Source organism: Alloyangia mangrovi (assembly GCF_002300555.2).
Taxonomy (GTDB): domain Bacteria; phylum Pseudomonadota; class Alphaproteobacteria; order Rhodobacterales; family Rhodobacteraceae; genus Salipiger; species Salipiger mangrovi.
Window position 1 is genome coordinate 1 of the sequence record NZ_NTHN02000090.1, and the last position, 13596, is coordinate 13596.

At 68.1% G+C, this 13596-nt stretch carries 14 protein-coding genes, 1 tRNA gene and 2 pseudogenes; 8 read left to right on the top strand and 9 right to left on the bottom strand.

Annotated features, from left to right (window positions below; genetic code table 11):
• The coding region (locus tag CLG85_RS25865) for a hypothetical protein (RefSeq protein ID WP_260350268.1) at nucleotides 1-183 on the top strand (183 nt) is incomplete at its 5' end.
• Nucleotides 184-417: 234 nt separating this feature from the next.
• On the top strand, nucleotides 418-708 hold the full coding sequence (locus tag CLG85_RS25870; protein WP_095881387.1) for an ArsR/SmtB family transcription factor: 291 nt from the start codon (nucleotides 418-420) through the stop codon (nucleotides 706-708).
• A 22-nt stretch (nucleotides 709-730) separates the two neighbouring features.
• On the opposite strand, the gene CLG85_RS25875 is transcribed toward CLG85_RS25870, so the two are convergent.
• From CLG85_RS25875 to CLG85_RS25885, 3 genes and pseudogenes are all read right to left on the bottom strand, one after another.
• The gene (locus tag CLG85_RS25875; RefSeq protein WP_095881388.1) at nucleotides 731-2617 is read right to left on the bottom strand and encodes an acyl-CoA synthetase; all 1887 of its coding nucleotides are present in this window, start codon (nucleotides 2615-2617) and stop codon (nucleotides 731-733) included.
• A gap of 155 nt (nucleotides 2618-2772) precedes the next feature.
• A pseudogene (locus CLG85_RS25880) lies at nucleotides 2773-4573 on the bottom strand (ABC transporter transmembrane domain-containing protein).
• 144 nt (nucleotides 4574-4717) lie between these two features.
• Nucleotides 4718-4791 (bottom strand) — tRNA-Gly (locus CLG85_RS25885).
• A 141-nt stretch (nucleotides 4792-4932) separates the two neighbouring features.
• On the opposite strand from CLG85_RS25885, the gene CLG85_RS25890 reads away from it, so the two are divergent.
• The gene (locus CLG85_RS25890) at nucleotides 4933-5343 is read left to right on the top strand and encodes a DUF2177 family protein (RefSeq protein ID WP_095881390.1); all 411 of its coding nucleotides are present in this window, start codon (nucleotides 4933-4935) and stop codon (nucleotides 5341-5343) included.
• A gap of 54 nt (nucleotides 5344-5397) precedes the next feature.
• Here CLG85_RS25890 and CLG85_RS25895 read toward each other — a convergent pair whose 3' ends face one another.
• The 3 genes from CLG85_RS25895 to CLG85_RS25905 are packed head-to-tail and all read right to left on the bottom strand — an operon-like array spanning nucleotide 5398 to nucleotide 7327.
• Nucleotides 5398-6135, bottom strand: a complete 738-nt coding sequence (locus CLG85_RS25895) for an SDR family NAD(P)-dependent oxidoreductase (protein ID WP_260350269.1) — start codon at nucleotides 6133-6135, stop codon at nucleotides 5398-5400.
• Between the two features lie 2 nt (nucleotides 6136-6137).
• Nucleotides 6138-6773 carry a ChrR family anti-sigma-E factor gene (locus tag CLG85_RS25900; protein WP_095881391.1) on the bottom strand — a complete coding sequence of 212 codons (636 nt, stop codon included), beginning with the start codon at nucleotides 6771-6773 and terminating at the stop codon, nucleotides 6138-6140.
• The gene (locus CLG85_RS25905; RefSeq protein ID WP_235865333.1) at nucleotides 6770-7327 is read right to left on the bottom strand and encodes a sigma-70 family RNA polymerase sigma factor; all 558 of its coding nucleotides are present in this window, start codon (nucleotides 7325-7327) and stop codon (nucleotides 6770-6772) included. Before CLG85_RS25905 ends, CLG85_RS25900 begins: the two co-directional genes overlap by 4 nt.
• Before the next feature lie 330 nt (nucleotides 7328-7657).
• On the opposite strand from CLG85_RS25905, the gene CLG85_RS25910 reads away from it, so the two are divergent.
• The 4 genes from CLG85_RS25910 to CLG85_RS25925 all read left to right on the top strand — a co-directional run bounded on the left by CLG85_RS25910 (nucleotide 7658) and on the right by CLG85_RS25925 (nucleotide 11368).
• A complete protein-coding gene (locus CLG85_RS25910) occupies nucleotides 7658-8950 on the top strand; it encodes an NAD(P)/FAD-dependent oxidoreductase (RefSeq protein WP_095881393.1) in 1293 nt (430 codons plus the stop codon).
• On the top strand, nucleotides 8947-9723 hold the full coding sequence (locus CLG85_RS25915) for a DUF1365 domain-containing protein (protein ID WP_095881394.1): 777 nt from the start codon (nucleotides 8947-8949) through the stop codon (nucleotides 9721-9723). The genes CLG85_RS25910 and CLG85_RS25915 overlap by 4 nt, the downstream gene beginning before the upstream one ends.
• Nucleotides 9723-10895, top strand: a complete 1173-nt coding sequence (locus CLG85_RS25920; RefSeq protein WP_095881398.1) for an SAM-dependent methyltransferase — start codon at nucleotides 9723-9725, stop codon at nucleotides 10893-10895. Before CLG85_RS25915 ends, CLG85_RS25920 begins: the two co-directional genes overlap by 1 nt.
• 140 nt (nucleotides 10896-11035) lie before the next feature.
• Entirely contained in the window at nucleotides 11036-11368 is a 333-nt protein-coding gene (locus CLG85_RS25925; protein WP_224844252.1) for a cupredoxin domain-containing protein, read from the top strand.
• 6 nt (nucleotides 11369-11374) lie between these two features.
• Here the strand turns inward: CLG85_RS25925 and CLG85_RS25930 are convergent, their stop codons facing one another.
• Genes CLG85_RS25930 through CLG85_RS25940 form a run of 3 tightly spaced genes read right to left on the bottom strand, consistent with a single transcriptional unit; the run spans nucleotide 11375 to nucleotide 13091 of the window.
• Complete coding sequence (locus CLG85_RS25930; protein WP_095881396.1) at nucleotides 11375-12034, bottom strand: SOS response-associated peptidase; 660 nt, start codon at nucleotides 12032-12034, stop codon at nucleotides 11375-11377.
• A gap of 40 nt (nucleotides 12035-12074) precedes the next feature.
• Entirely contained in the window at nucleotides 12075-12620 is a 546-nt protein-coding gene (locus tag CLG85_RS25935) for a pseudouridine synthase (protein WP_095881397.1), read from the bottom strand.
• A 15-nt stretch (nucleotides 12621-12635) separates the two neighbouring features.
• Nucleotides 12636-13091, bottom strand: coding sequence for a nucleoside deaminase (locus CLG85_RS25940; protein ID WP_260350271.1), 456 nt, complete (start codon nucleotides 13089-13091; stop codon nucleotides 12636-12638).
• A gap of 77 nt (nucleotides 13092-13168) precedes the next feature.
• Here CLG85_RS25940 and CLG85_RS25945 point away from each other — a divergent pair.
• A pseudogene (locus CLG85_RS25945) lies at nucleotides 13169-13596 on the top strand (hypothetical protein); the annotation flags it as partial.

The following is a 13596-nucleotide window of genomic DNA, read 5'->3' on the forward strand; positions in this document are numbered from 1 at the left end:
CTCGCGGCGCGCGCGCCGGGCAGCGCGCCACAAGCCGCGCTGGCTGTGCACGCCGCGAGCCTTTGCGCATCGCTGGCCTCGATCGAGGGGGCTGCCACGGCGCGACGCCACGTCGAGTCGCTGACCCTGCCGCAGCTGCTTCTGGCCACCGGCGCGGCGCTCGCGATTTCGGCAAAGCCCTAGGTACGGCGGCGAGACGCCTGAAAAACAAGGCGCTGCGGCGTAGCGAACCCTTGCCAGCGGCGACGGGTTTGCGCTACCAGCAGGTCAGCCATCAAGACGTATAAGACCGTCCCGAGCCACGCTCCGACGCCGCGGTGACCTCGCATTCCGCGGTACCCGCTCTATATTGCGACTGAGATCTTGCAGAGGCATCGACTGGTGACGGAAGAAACGCTCACACCCCCGCCCGAGGAAATGGCCGAGAACGCGCGTAACGCCGCGGGCTTCCTCAAGACGCTGGCCCACGAAGGGCGGCTGATGATCCTGTGCCACCTCGGCTCGGGCGAAAAGTCCGTGGGTGAGCTTGAGGGTCTGCTCGGCATGCGCCAGGCGGCGGTGAGCCAGATGCTGGCGCGCCTGCGCGAAGAAGGTCTGGTGAACACCCGCCGCGATGGCAAGACGATCTACTACAGCCTCGCCACCGAGGATACCGCGAGGGTGATCGGCCTGCTCTACGAGATCTTCTGCGTCAAGAGCGACTGCTGAGCCCGCGGCTTGTGCCGCGCCCTCAGCCCTTTTCGTCCCATTCCCAAGGCCGGGTGAAGGCCCCGAGGCATTGCACGACGTCAGCCTCCTCGTCGCCGCTGCGCGAGAGTTTCGCCACCAGCCCACGGCGCTTGTCGTCACAGACTTCGGCAACCCGCGCGCCCAGCCCCTGCCCTTCCAGCGCGGCATCGTAGACACGGGTGATCGCCCGCTTGCGAAGGTCGGGCTTGAACACCTTGCCGATGCCGGTCTTCGGAAGCTCGGGCAGGATCTCGAGGTGCTTCGGCCAGGCGGCGCGCTCGTGGATATGCACCTGCGCGTGCTTCAGCAGTTCCTCCTCGGTGATCATCGCCCCCGCCACTAGTTCGACATAGGCGCAGGGCAACTCGCCCGCATGGGCGTCGGGCTGGCCGATCGCCGCCGCCACAGCGACCGAAGGGTGGGTGAGCAGCGCGTCCTCGATCTCGGCGGGGTCGATGTTGTGCCCGCCGCGGATGATCACGTCCTTGGCGCGGCCGGTGATCCAGAGGTAGCCATCCGCGTCGATCCGGCCCAGATCCCCCGTCCGCAGGAAGCGCCCCTCATGGTAGAGATCGCGGTTGCGGTCGGCGTCGGTGTAGGTGCCGCCGGGGGTCACGCCAGGGTTCGACACGCAGATCTCGCCGATCTCGTCGGTCGGGCACTCCCGCGGGCCGGAGGCCGTCTGCCGCACGATCTTCACCTCGGAATAGGGCAGCGGGAAGCCGACCGAGCCGATCTTCTTGACCCCGTCCGGCGGGTTGACCGACACGAGGCAGGTCGCCTCGGTCAGACCGTAACCCTCGCAGATCGACAGGCCCGCGACCTCCTCGAAGCGGCGGAACAGCTCGACGGGCATCGGCGCGGAGCCGGAAAAGGCATAGCGCATTGTCGAAATGTCCGCATCCACTTTGCGCTGCATGAGCGCCGAGACGGCGGTGGGCACGGTGATCATGAAGGTGACCTTCCAGCGCTCGCAGAGCTTCCAGAAATTGTCGAAGACCCCCTCGCCGCGATACCCCGCCGGGGTCGGCAGGATCACATGCGCGCCCGAGGCAATGGCCGACATGATCACCACCTCGGTGGCGAAGACATGGAACAGCGGCAGCGGGCACATGACGTTGTCGGTCTCGCGGAACAGCAGCCGCGAGCCGAGCCAGCCGTTGTAGAGCATCCCCGAAATCCTGTGCTGCGCGACCTTGGGCATGCCGGTGGTGCCGCCGGTGTGGAAAAAGGCGGCGACCCTGTCGCTCGACGATGGCGCAAAGGTCAGCCCCGTCGGCTGTCGGCCAAGCTCGGCGTTGAAGCACTTGATGTCGGCGTGATGGGTGCGCGGCAGTTTCGGGCGCAGCAGCGGCACCAGCCAGCGCTTCGGCGGCGTGAGGTAGCGGTTGAGATCCACCTCGAGCACGGTCACCACTCCCGGCGCGTGGCGGCAGGCCTCGGCCAGTTTCTGGGCGATATCGGTCTTGGGGAAGGATTTCAGCGTGACCACCACCCGCGCGCCGGTCTCGCGCAGCAGCGCTGCGATCTGCTCGGGCTCGAGCAGCGGGTTGATCGGCGCCACGGTCCCGGCAATCGCCCCGCCGAGGAAGGTCAGCAGCGCCTCGGTGCAGTTGGGCAGCACCATGGCGACCACGTCACCCTCCTCGATGCCGAGGCTGCGGAAGAGGTTGGCCGCCTGGCTCACACGGGCCTCGAGCTGCGACCAGCTGAGCGTCTCGGCCGGATCCTTTGCCCCGGAGAGAAGCTGGAAACTCAGCGCGGGGCGCTCACCAAAGCGCGCGGCGGTCTGCGCCAGGCAGGCATGCAGATTGTCGGGCACATCCCGGTTGGACCAGGGTTTCTCCGCCTCGATCGCGGCGCGATCTTCCAGTGTCACGAATTGCATGTCCGCGCCGCTCCTCCAAGCGCGGTACCGTCGCACCACATGCGGCGATACCAGTTTTAGGTGAGAGAGGCGTCACCGCCTCCCGCAAGGGCTGCGCCCATAGCATGCCGCACGGTCAGGGCAAAGCCCGGATGCACCGGAACGGCCCTGGATCGCTATTCCGCCGCGACCCCATCGGTGAACTGCAGCCGCGCCAGCCGGGCGTAGAGTCCGCCCTCGGCCACAAGCGCGTCGTGCCCCCCCCTGCGCGACGATGCGCCCGTGATCCATCACGACAATGCGGTCGGCCTTCTTCACCGTCGCGAGCCTATGCGCAACGATGATCGTCGTGCGCCCCTCGGCCAGCGTGTCTACCGCCTGCTGCACCGCGCGCTCGCTCTCGGCATCGAGCGCCGAGGTCGCCTCGTCGAGCAGCAGCACCGGCGCATCGCGCAGGATCGCGCGGGCGATGGCAACGCGCTGCTTCTGCCCGCCCGAGAGCATCACGCCGCGCTCGCCGAGATAGGTGTCATAGCCCTCGGGCAGCGCGCTCAGGAAGTCATGCGCGGCGGCGGCGCGGGCGGCTTCTTCGACCTCGGCATCACTGGCCCCGGGGCGCCCGAAGCGGATGTTGTCGCGCGCCGAGGCAGCAAAGATCACCGGGTCCTGCGGCACCAGCGCGATATGCTGGCGGAAGCCCTTGCGGCTCATCCGGTCGAGCGGCACGCCATCCAGCAGCACGCGGCCCGCGTCGGGGTCATAGAAGCGCTGGATGAGCTGCACGATGGTGGTCTTGCCCGCGCCGGAGGGGCCGACGAGGGCCACCGTCTCGCCGGGCTGGATGTGCAGGTCGATGCCGTCGAGCGCCTTGACGCCGGGCCGGGCGGGATAGGTAAAGTCAACCTTGTCGAAGGTGATCTCGCCGCGCACGGTTCTGGGCACCGGCAGCGGCTGCACGGGGTCAGTCACCGTGTCCTCGGCCTGCAAGAGCTCGACCAGCCGCTCGGTGGCCCCGGCAGCGCGCTGCAACTCGCCGAAGATCTCCGACAGCGCCGCCACGGCCCCGGCCACCATCACCGAGTAGATGACGAATTGCACCAGCGCCCCGGCGCTCATCTGTCCCGCGCGCACGTCCACCGCCCCGGCCCAGAGCACGCCGACGATGCCGGTGAAGACAAGGAAGATCACGATCGCCGTCATCAGCGCCCGGGTCTTCACCCGGCGGCGGGCGGCATCGAAGCTCTTCTCGGTGACCTCGGCAAAAGCCTCGCGGCTGATCGCCTCGTGGGTGTAGCTCTGCACCGTCTGCACCGCCGAGAGCGCCTCGGCGGCATTGCCCGAGGAGACGGCGATCCAGTCCTGGTTCTCGCGGCTCAGCTTGCGCAGGCGGCGGCCCAGCGTGAGGATCGGCACGATCACCACCGGCACGATCAGCAGCACCATTCCGGTGAGCTTGGCCGAGGTAAAGAGCATCAGCGTCAGCCCGCCGACGAAGAGCAGCAGGTTGCGCAGCGCGATCGAAACCGAAGAGCCGATCACCGACAGGATCAGCGTGGTGTCGGTGGTGATGCGGCTGAGCACCTCGCCGGTCATGGTGTTTTCGTAGAAGGCGGGCGAAAGGCCGATGACCCGGTCGAAGACGGCCTTGCGGATATCAGCCACCACGCGCTCGCCGAGCCGGGTGACCAGCGCGTAGCGGGCGGCGGTGCCGAGCGCCAGCAGCGCGGCGATGCCAAGCGCCGCCATGAAATAGCGATCGAGCAGCGCCCCGTCCTGCGTGCCGAAGTTGTCGACCACGCGGCGCACCGCCAGCGGCAGGGTCAGCGAGACGGTGGCGGTGGCGATCAGCGCGAGGACCGCCGCGATCATCAATCCGCGATAGGGCTTCATGAAGGGCCAGAGGGCGCCCAGTGAGCCGAGTTTCCGGGATTTCTCGCGATCGTCCTGCACGATGGCAGCCGGGTTTCCGTGGGCCATTCCCGCTCCTTTGTCTTCAGAACGGTATTGCGGGCCTCGGCGCCCTGCGTCAAGGCGCGGCTTGTCACGGAGGCGCGCGCATTGCGGCTGCCGGGGCGCAGGGCTCTGCAAACGACGGTATCGGGCAACGATGTCGGGGGAGTTTGGAGCGGGCGGCGGGAATCGAACCCGCGTCATTAGCTTGGAAGGCTAAGGTCTTACCACTACACAACGCCCGCGTAGTGGCGGGAGAGATATTGCAACCTGTCGGCCCGGTCAACCGCCCCTGCGCGGCTTTTGCAGGATGCCGCCGGGTTTTTCCGGTGATCCGCCCGCGCGCGGGAAACGTATCCCCGGGGTAAGGTACCAAAGGACGCCCCATGCAGACCCTCCTCCTCTACATCGTCACCGCCGCCGTCTTCCTGGGGCTCGACATGCTCGGCCTGCGGTTCCTCATCCGCCCGGTCTTCGAGCGTCACGTGGGGCACCTGCTGGCCGAGCCACTGCGGCTCGGACCGGCCGCGGGCTTCTATCTTGCATACGTGGTGGGGGTGCTGCTCTTCGTCTCGCTGCCCGCCCTGCGCGAGGGCGCGGCGCTGCAGGCGCTGTGGATGGGCGCGCTGCTTGGGCTGATGTGCTACGGCACCTACGAGATGACCAATTTCGCCACGCTGGCCGACTGGAGCCTGGAGCAGGTGATCGCCGACTGCCTCTGGGGCGCGGTGCTGACCGGCGTCTCGGCCTGGGCCGGGGTTGTGGCGGTGCTGGCGGTCTTCCCGAAACCCTCCTGACCCCGGCGCCGGCGTGAGCCCCCCTCCCCCGCGACAGGTCCGGGAGGGAGGAGCTCAGCCCGCAAGCCGCGCCGTGAGGCGCAGCGCGACCGGATAGGGCAGAAGGCGCAGCAGCTTCAGCGCGTAGGTGAAGCGCTTGGGGAAATGGATTTCGAAGCTGCGCCCGGCCAAGCCTCGGGCAATCTCGCGCGCCGCCTCTTCGGGCTCGATGATCGCGGGCATGGTGAAATCGTTCATGTCGGTCAGCCGCGTGCGCACGAAGCCGGGGCAGACCAGCCGCACGTCGACCCCTGGCGCCAGTTCGACCCGCAGTGTCTCGGCGAGGTTGATGATCGCCGCCTTGGTCGCGGAATAGGCCTGCCCTTTCGGCAGGCCGACGTAGCCCGCGACGGAGCCGAAGAGCACGAGCTGCCCGCCCTCGCGCAGTACCTTTGGCGCGCATTGCGCCACCAGAAGCGTGCCGGTCACGTTCACCTGCACAAGCGCGGCGGTCTTCCCGGGGTCGAGGTCCACCACCCGCGCCGGATCGTAAAGCGCGGCGGTGCAGATGAGCGCGTCGAGCTTGCCACCCGCGGCGATGCGTTCGGCGGCAGCGTTCAGGGTCTCCGGCCGCGCCAGATCGAGCGGCACCACCTCGGCCCCGCCGCACTCGGCAGCGAGCGCCTGCAGCGCATCTTCGTTGCGGGCGGAGAGCACCAGATGTGCCCCCTGCCCCGCCAGCTCCTTCGCCAGCGCCGCGCCGATGCCCGAGCTGGCACCGATCAGCCAGATGCGTTTGCCTTCGTAGTTCATGGTCAGATGCGGAACAGCGGTTGCAGCAGGCGCGGGATCATCGCGCGGAAGCGCAGCGGCGCGTCGGTGGCGGCGAGGCAGATGCAGGGCCCCTCGTCGCCTGCCACCGGCTGGTGATCGACGTCATCCGAGGCCACTTCGACATCGCCGGTCCCGAACCAGCCCTCGCAGTCCGAGAAGCTGCCCTGCAGCACCAGCGTCAGCTCGAGCCCGCCGTGGGTGTGCTCGGGCACGGCCCGGCCGCGGGGGATGTAAAGCAGGCGCAGCGAGCCTTCAGCATTGGCGCTGAGGATCTGCTGGCGGATGCCGCCGCCAAGCATCTTCCAGCGCGGCGGCTGGCCGTTCAGCGCCTCCATGACAGGAGCGGGAAAGATGCCGGAGCCGCGCTGTTGCGGCGGCGGCAGCGGCGCGCTGTCGAGCGCGGCGAAGAGGCGCTCCTTCGCATCCTCCGACACGGTCGCGGGGACCATGCCGGACAGCAGGGCGCCGCCCAGCGCCGCCTCGGTCTCGACCGCGGCGCGGCAGGCATCGCAAAGCGAGACATGCGCCGCGATCACAACCGCAAAGGGCTGCGGCAGCGTGCCGGCGGCATAGGCGCAGAGCATCTCCTCGGGGATATGGTGGGTGATCTTGCTCATTGGGGTCTCAAGTCGGTCAGGTCACGCCGCAGGCGGTCGAGCCCGAGGCGGATACGGGATTTTATCGTACCCAGCGGCAGGCCGGTAATCCGGCTGATCTCGCTGTGGGGCAGCTCGTCCATATAGGCGTGGCGCAGGGCCTCGATCTGCTCGGGCCGCAGCTTCTGCAGCGCCTCGCGCAGTTGCGCTGCCTCCTGCTCCATCGCGAGGATCTGCGGCGCGTCGGGTTCGGAGCTCTCGGGCTCCTGCAAAAGCTCAGGCTCGGGGAGCGGTTTGCGGCGGTAGAGGTCGATCTGGCGGTTGCGCGCGATGCGGTAGATCCACGCCGAGGCCTCGGCCCGGTGCGGATCGAATTGCGACGCCTTGTTCCAGACCGAGATCATCACGTCCTGCACCACGTCCTCGGCGCTGCCGTCGCGCAGCCCGCCACGGATCAGCATCGCCTTGAGCCGCGGCGCGAAGAAATCGAACAGTCGGCCAAAAGCCTCGCGATCCCTCTGGTCGCGCACGGCGAGCAGCCATTGCGTCTGTTCGGATCTCTCGGCAGGCGTCACGCGGCTCTCCTTGCTCCTGCGGCGCAGCACCACGTTAACAGATCCCGAGCCTTCCGGCTGGAAGGCATCAAACGCGTCGGGCGTGGTGAGGCGACCATCAAGAGACATGTAGGGGTTACGGCGGCCAAGGCGAAAGGGATCACCTGCGCGGAGATTTCTTTTTACCGGGATGGATGGGCGATTGCCCGGCTACCCCGCCCTGATCCCGGGCACCTTGGTGCAATCCCCGCTGCGCGCGAAAAAATCTTCCTCGCCGCAATGCCTTGGTGATCCACTTCGGGACCAAACGCGTATCGATCACATGTCCAGTTTTTCGCGTCGGAGGTTTGCGTGGCCCTAGACCTGTCTTTCGGAGTTCCCCAGCGCGTCGCGGTGATCGGCGGCGGTATCTCGGGGCTCGCTACCGCATGGCTCCTCTCGCGGCGCTGCCGCGTTACGCTCTACGAGGCCGCGCCCCGGCTCGGCGGCCACGCCCGCACCGTCGTCGCCGGGCGCTATGGCGACCAGCCCGTGGACACCGGCTTCATCGTCTTCAACTATGCCAACTACCCGCATCTGACCACGCTCTTTCGTGACCTCGACGTGCCGGTGCAGCGCAGCGACATGAGCTTCGGCGTCTCGCTCGATGGCGGACGGCTGGAATACGCGCTGCGCTCGGGCAACGCGCTCTTCGGTCAGCGCAGCAACCTCGCGCGGCCCGGTTTCTATGCGATGATCCGCGATATCCTGCGGTTCAACCAGCAGGCCGAGGCGGTGGCCGAGGCGCGCCCGAATGCCTCGATCGGCGAGCTGCTCGAGGTCATGGGACTCGGCAGCGCCTTCCGCGATCGCTACCTCTACCCTATCTGCGGCGCGATCTGGTCCACACCCTCGGCACAGATCGGCGATTTCCCGGCGCAGGCGCTGATGCGTTTCCTGCGCAACCACGCGCTGCTCTCAGCAGGTGGCCAGCACCAGTGGTGGACCGTCTCCGGCGGCAGCGCGAGCTACGTCTCGCGGCTTGCCGCCGCGCTTGAAGCCCGGCAGGTGTCGTTGCGTCCCGGCACCCCGGTGCAGCAGGTGTCCCGCGACGATCGCCACGTGCAGGTGATGACCAGGGGTGAAGCGCCCGAAACCTACGATCAGGTGGTCTTTGCCTGCCATGCCGATGTCGCCCTGTCGCTGCTCGCCGCGCCCAGCGCCGCCGAACGCCGTGCCCTCGGGGCGGTGAAGTTCCAGGACAATCACGCAGTGCTGCACCGCGATGCCCGGCTGATGCCGAACCGCCGCCGCTGCTGGAGCTCCTGGGTGTTCCGCACCGAGCCCGGCGCGCCCGAGGACCTGCCGGTAGGCGTCACCTACTGGATGAACCGCCTGCAGGGTATTCCCGACAGCGACCCGATGTTCGTCACGCTCAACCCGCAGCGCGAGATCCCGGAGGAGTTGATTTACGACCAGAACACCTTTCGCCACCCCGTGTTCGACCTAAGCGCGCTCGACGCGCAGGGCAAGATCGCCGCGCTGCAGGGGCAGAATCGCAGCTGGTACGCCGGCGCCTGGCTCCGCAACGGATTTCACGAGGACGGCTTCGCCAGCGCCGTGCGCATTGCCCGGCAGATGCTGCCGGCCACGGTGGCCGCATGAGCGCCAGCCTCGCGGCCAGGCTCGAAGGCGGCGAGCTTCTGCACCTGCCCGCCCGGGTCACCCATGCGCGGCGCGGCAGCATCCGCCATGCCTTTGTCTATACAGTCGATTACCTGCTGCTCGATCCCGAGCGGGTGCGGCCCCGCGCCTTCTTCTCGCGCAACCGCTTCAACCTCTTTGCCCTGCATGACATTGACCACGGCGGCGCGCGCGGTGCTGGCCAAGGCGCAGACTGGGCACGCCGGGTGTTTGCGAGCGCGGGCCTCGAGGGCACCACCGTAGCGCTGATGACCCAGCCGCGCTTCCTGGGCTACTGGTTCTGTCCGGTGTCCTTCTGGCTGGCGCTGCGCGGCGACGATCTGCTTGCCGTGATCGCCGAGGTGAACAACACCTTCGGCCAGCGCCACAGCTACCTTTGCCATCACGCCGGTTTTGCCCCGATCCGCGCCGGAGACGAGCTTACCGCGACCAAGGTCTTCCATGTCTCGCCCTTCCAGGATGTGAGCGGCAAGTACCTCTTCCGCTTTGCCATCAGCCCCGCAGCCACCGCCATCGCGATCCACCAGATCGACGGCGCGGAAGGGCTGATCGCCACGATGCACGGCGATTTCGCCACTGCCACGCCGAGTCGCCTGCTTGGCGCGGCACTCAAGCGCCCGGGTGGCACGATTCGCGTGATTGTGCTCATCTATTGGAATGCGCTCCGTCTGAAACTGAAGGGGGCAGGCTACCGTCCGCTTCCCCCGCCGCCCGAAAACGAGGTCAGCCGATGATCCTGCCCGTCACCGCCTTGATGAAACGCCGCTTCCTGTCGACGCTGGAGCGGATCGAGACAGGCCAGCTCACCCTGATCACCCCCGAAGGCACCCGCCACCGCTTCGGCGGCAGCGGCCCCGAGGCGGACATGCAGATCCACGACTGGGCCTTGCTGCCCGCGCTGGCGACTCGCGGCGAGGTGGCACTGGGCGAGACCTACGTGGCCGGCCTCTGGCACAGCTCGAACCCCGAGCGGCTGATCCGGCTGGCGCTCGACAACCTCGATGCGGTCGAGCACTACGTGACCCCCGGCCCTCTGGCCCGGCTACGGTTCCGGCTGATCGACCGGGTGCTGCGCGCCAATAGCCTGAAGGGCTCGTCCAAGAACATCCGCGCGCATTACGACGTGGGCAACGAGTTCTACCAGCTCTGGCTCGACCCGGGCATGACCTATTCCTCGGCGCTCTTCGCGGAGGGCGAAAGCGACGAGGCCCTGCCCCGCGCGCAGGACCGCAAGTACGACCGCATCCTGTCGCGGCTGAACGACGCCCCCTCGGTGCTGGAGATCGGCTGCGGTTGGGGCGGCTTCGCCGAGCGCGCCGCCGAGCAGGGGCGACGGGTCACCGGCATCACCCTCTCGCCCAGCCAGAAAGGCTATGCGGACGCCCGCCTCGACGGGCGCGCCGAGATCCGCCTGCAGGACTACCGCGCCACGCAGGGGCGCTTCGCCAACATCGTGTCGATCGAGATGATCGAGGCGGTGGGCGAGCGCTACTGGCCGGTCTATTTCGCGACCATCAAGGACCGACTGGCCGAGGGTGGCCGCGCCGTGCTGCAGGCGATCACCGTGCAGGACGCCGAGTTCTCGCTCTACCGCAAGCGCACCGATTTCATCCGCCAGCACACCTTCCCGGGCGGCATGCTGCCCTGCAACGCGGTCCTCGCGCGCGAGGCACAAAAGGCCGGGCTGGTGCTGCGCGAGAGCTTCGCCTTTGGCCAGGACTACGCGCGGACCTGCCGGGTCTGGAAAAGCGGGCTGCTGCGCCAGCGCAAGCGGATCGAGAGCCTCGGCTACGGAGAGACCTTCCTGCGCAGCTGGCAGTTCTACCTCGACGCCTGCGCCGCCACCTTCGCCAGCGGCCGCACCGACGTGGTGCAGGTCGAACTGCGTCACGCCAACGAAGCCTGAGCCCGCCGGGACGCCACGCTTTTTGCCCTCATGTGGCCCAATTTCGCCCCAGTCCGACGCTACGGCTGTGCGCCAGGGGGCGAAAAGCGCCCCGGTTTTTCATGCCGCGCGAGGACCCTGACATGTTGCGCAAATTTGGAATGTCTTTGATTTTTCTGGCGGGCGCAGCCGCGCCGCTGGCCGCTGCCGAGCAGGAAGTGCTGCTGATGGGGCTGGGGTACTTCCCTGACGAGATCTACGTCTCGATCGGCGACGTGATCAATTTCGTGAATGATTCCACCGTGCCCATGTCGGCCACCGCCACAGATGCGAGCTGGGATTCCGGCGTGCTCCAGCCGGGCGAAAGCTTTGCGCTGGAAGTGACCGACGGGATGCAGAGCTCCTTCGGCAACACCTATGATGCGGAAAGCTCCGCCGCCGGCTACATCGACTACGTGAACCCCGCGCCGCTGGAACTCGAGAACAACTCCTGATCCGGGTCAGATCGGCTCGATCAGCTCGGGCCCTTCGGCCCGGCTGGAATTGACCCTCGGGTCGACCCTGTGCAGCCGGAGCGATCCCTCGGGCGCGGCCTTCATCAAGGTGGCCGCGCCGTGCCCCTCCTCGCCCAACCAAAGCCCCCAGTCCTTCTGCTGCAGGATCACCGGCATGCGGTGATGCACCTGCGACATCTCGGCATTGGCGCCCGTCGTGACGATGGCGCAGGTGCGAAACCCCTGCCCCTCGCGTTCCCAGTCCTGCCAGATACCGGCCATGGCCAGCACCTCGCCCCGGGCCGGCCCGATGTACCAGGGCAGGCGCTTGCCCTCCTCGGTCTTGGTCCATTCGTAGAAACCGCTTGCCGGGACCAGGCAGCGGCGCTCGCGGCAGGCGTCGCGGAAGGCCGGCTTCTCGGCGATGGTTTCCGCCCGGGCGTTGATCAGCAGCGGGCCATCATTCGGCGCCTTGTACCATTGCGGAATGAACCCCCAGCGCATCGAGACCAGCAGCCGCGTGCCGTCCTCGGAGCGGATCACATGCACGTCATTGGTCGGGCAAACGTTGTAGTTCGGGACATGCGGCAAGTCGTTGCCGGGCATGGCCTCGAAGATCTTGGCCATGGCATCGTCTGGAAGGGTGACCGCGAAACGTCCGCACATGAAGGCGAGAGTAGCGCGCCGCGGGCGACGCGCCAGCCCCTCAGATGTCGCGCCATTCGCCCGGCGGGATGCCGTCGAGCGTCCACGCCCCCACCGCCCAGCGGACCAGCCGCAGGCAGGGAAGCCCCACATGGGCCGTCATCCGCCGCACCTGCCGGTTGCGCCCCTCGGTGATCTTCAGCTCAATCCAGGCATCGGGCACCGACTTGCGGAAGCGCACCGGCGGATTGCGCGGCCAGAGCTCGGGTTCGGGGATCAGCCGCGCCTCTGCCGGGCGGGTCATACCGTCCTTGAGCTCGACGCCCTTGCGCAGTTGCGCGAGCTGCGCCTCGGTCGGCGAGCCCTCGACCTGCACGAGGTAAGTCTTGGGCTGCTTGAACTTCGGATTCGAGATACGCGCCTGCAGCTTGCCGTCATCGGTGAGGATGAGCAGTCCCTCGCTGTCGCGGTCGAGCCGCCCGGCAGGGTAGACGCCCGGCACCTTCACGTAGCTCGACAGCGTCTCTCGCGCGCTGCCCTCGGTGCCCTTGTCGGTGAATTGCGAAAGCACGTTGAACGGCTTGTTGAGAAGGATCACGCGGGCCATGTCACGTCTCCCATCTCACACTTCCCTGCGCGCGGCAAAGAAACCCTTGAGCAGCCCCTCGGCCTCGGGCGCGGCGAGCCCGTCGTAGACCTCGGGCACATGGTGGCACTGCGGGTGAGCGTAGACCCGCGCACCCTGCGCCACGCCGCCGGACTTGGGGTCCGAGGCACCGTAGTAGAGCCGCCGGATGCGGGCGAAGGAGATCGCCGCGGCGCACATCGGACAGGGCTCCAGCGTCACGTAGAGATCATGATCCGGCAGCCGTTCCGAGCCGAGCGCGGCGCAGGCGGCGCGCAGGGCGAGGACCTCGGCGTGGGCGGTGGGATCGCTCAGCTCGCGCGTGCGGTTGCCAGCCGACGCCAGCACCTCGCCCGCGGGCGAGACGATGACGGCGCCCACCGGCACCTCGCCGCGGGCGGCGGCGGCGCGCGCCTCGGCCAGCGCCTGATCCATGTGAGAGCGAAATTTCATCCCGCGGACTTAGCGCGAAGCGGGGCGCTTGGCGAGTCGGCTTCCCCCGGCCACGCCGATGCAGTATGGCAACAGGCATGAGCAAACCCCCGTCGCGCCCCGCCAAACCCTCCGGTCCCAAGTCCCGTGCCAGCACGGGTCCGAAGGCTGGCCCCAAGACAGGTCCGAAAGCCGGACCGAAAGCCGGGTTCAAGGCCGGACCGAAGGGTGATTTCGAGGGCGGCGCACGCGGCACAAAACCCGCAGCCCGCACCGGCGGCAAGCCCGAGGGCAAACCGTACGCCAAGTCCGAGGGCAAGCCGTACGGTAAATCCGAAGGCAAGCCCTACGCCAAGTCCGAAGGCAAGGCCTACGGCAAGCCTGAGGGCAAGCCCTTTGCCAAGTCGCCCGGCAAGCCGAAAGGCCGCGGCATCGTGCAGGATGAGGCCGAGTATGGCTCGGCCCCGCGCGGCGGCTTCAAGGCGGGCGGCAAGCCCGGCGCAAAGCCCGGCCCCCGCGGCGCCCG

Coding starts and splice junctions, on each gene's coding strand:
- CLG85_RS25870 (WP_095881387.1), top strand. CDS start 418: ATGGCCGAGAACGCGCGTAACGCCGCGGGCTTCCTCAAGACGCTGGCC.
- CLG85_RS25875 (WP_095881388.1), bottom strand. CDS start 2,617: ATGCAATTCGTGACACTGGAAGATCGCGCCGCGATCGAGGCGGAGAAA.
- CLG85_RS25890 (WP_095881390.1), top strand. CDS start 4,933: ATGCAGACCCTCCTCCTCTACATCGTCACCGCCGCCGTCTTCCTGGGG.
- CLG85_RS25895 (WP_260350269.1), bottom strand. CDS start 6,135: ATGAACTACGAAGGCAAACGCATCTGGCTGATCGGTGCCAGCTCGGGC.
- CLG85_RS25900 (WP_095881391.1), bottom strand. CDS start 6,773: ATGAGCAAGATCACCCACCATATCCCCGAGGAGATGCTCTGCGCCTAT.
- CLG85_RS25915 (WP_095881394.1), top strand. CDS start 8,947: ATGAGCGCCAGCCTCGCGGCCAGGCTCGAAGGCGGCGAGCTTCTGCAC.
- CLG85_RS25925 (WP_224844252.1), top strand. CDS start 11,036: ATGTCTTTGATTTTTCTGGCGGGCGCAGCCGCGCCGCTGGCCGCTGCC.
- CLG85_RS25930 (WP_095881396.1), bottom strand. CDS start 12,034: ATGTGCGGACGTTTCGCGGTCACCCTTCCAGACGATGCCATGGCCAAG.
- CLG85_RS25935 (WP_095881397.1), bottom strand. CDS start 12,620: ATGGCCCGCGTGATCCTTCTCAACAAGCCGTTCAACGTGCTTTCGCAA.
- CLG85_RS25940 (WP_260350271.1), bottom strand. CDS start 13,091: ATGAAATTTCGCTCTCACATGGATCAGGCGCTGGCCGAGGCGCGCGCC.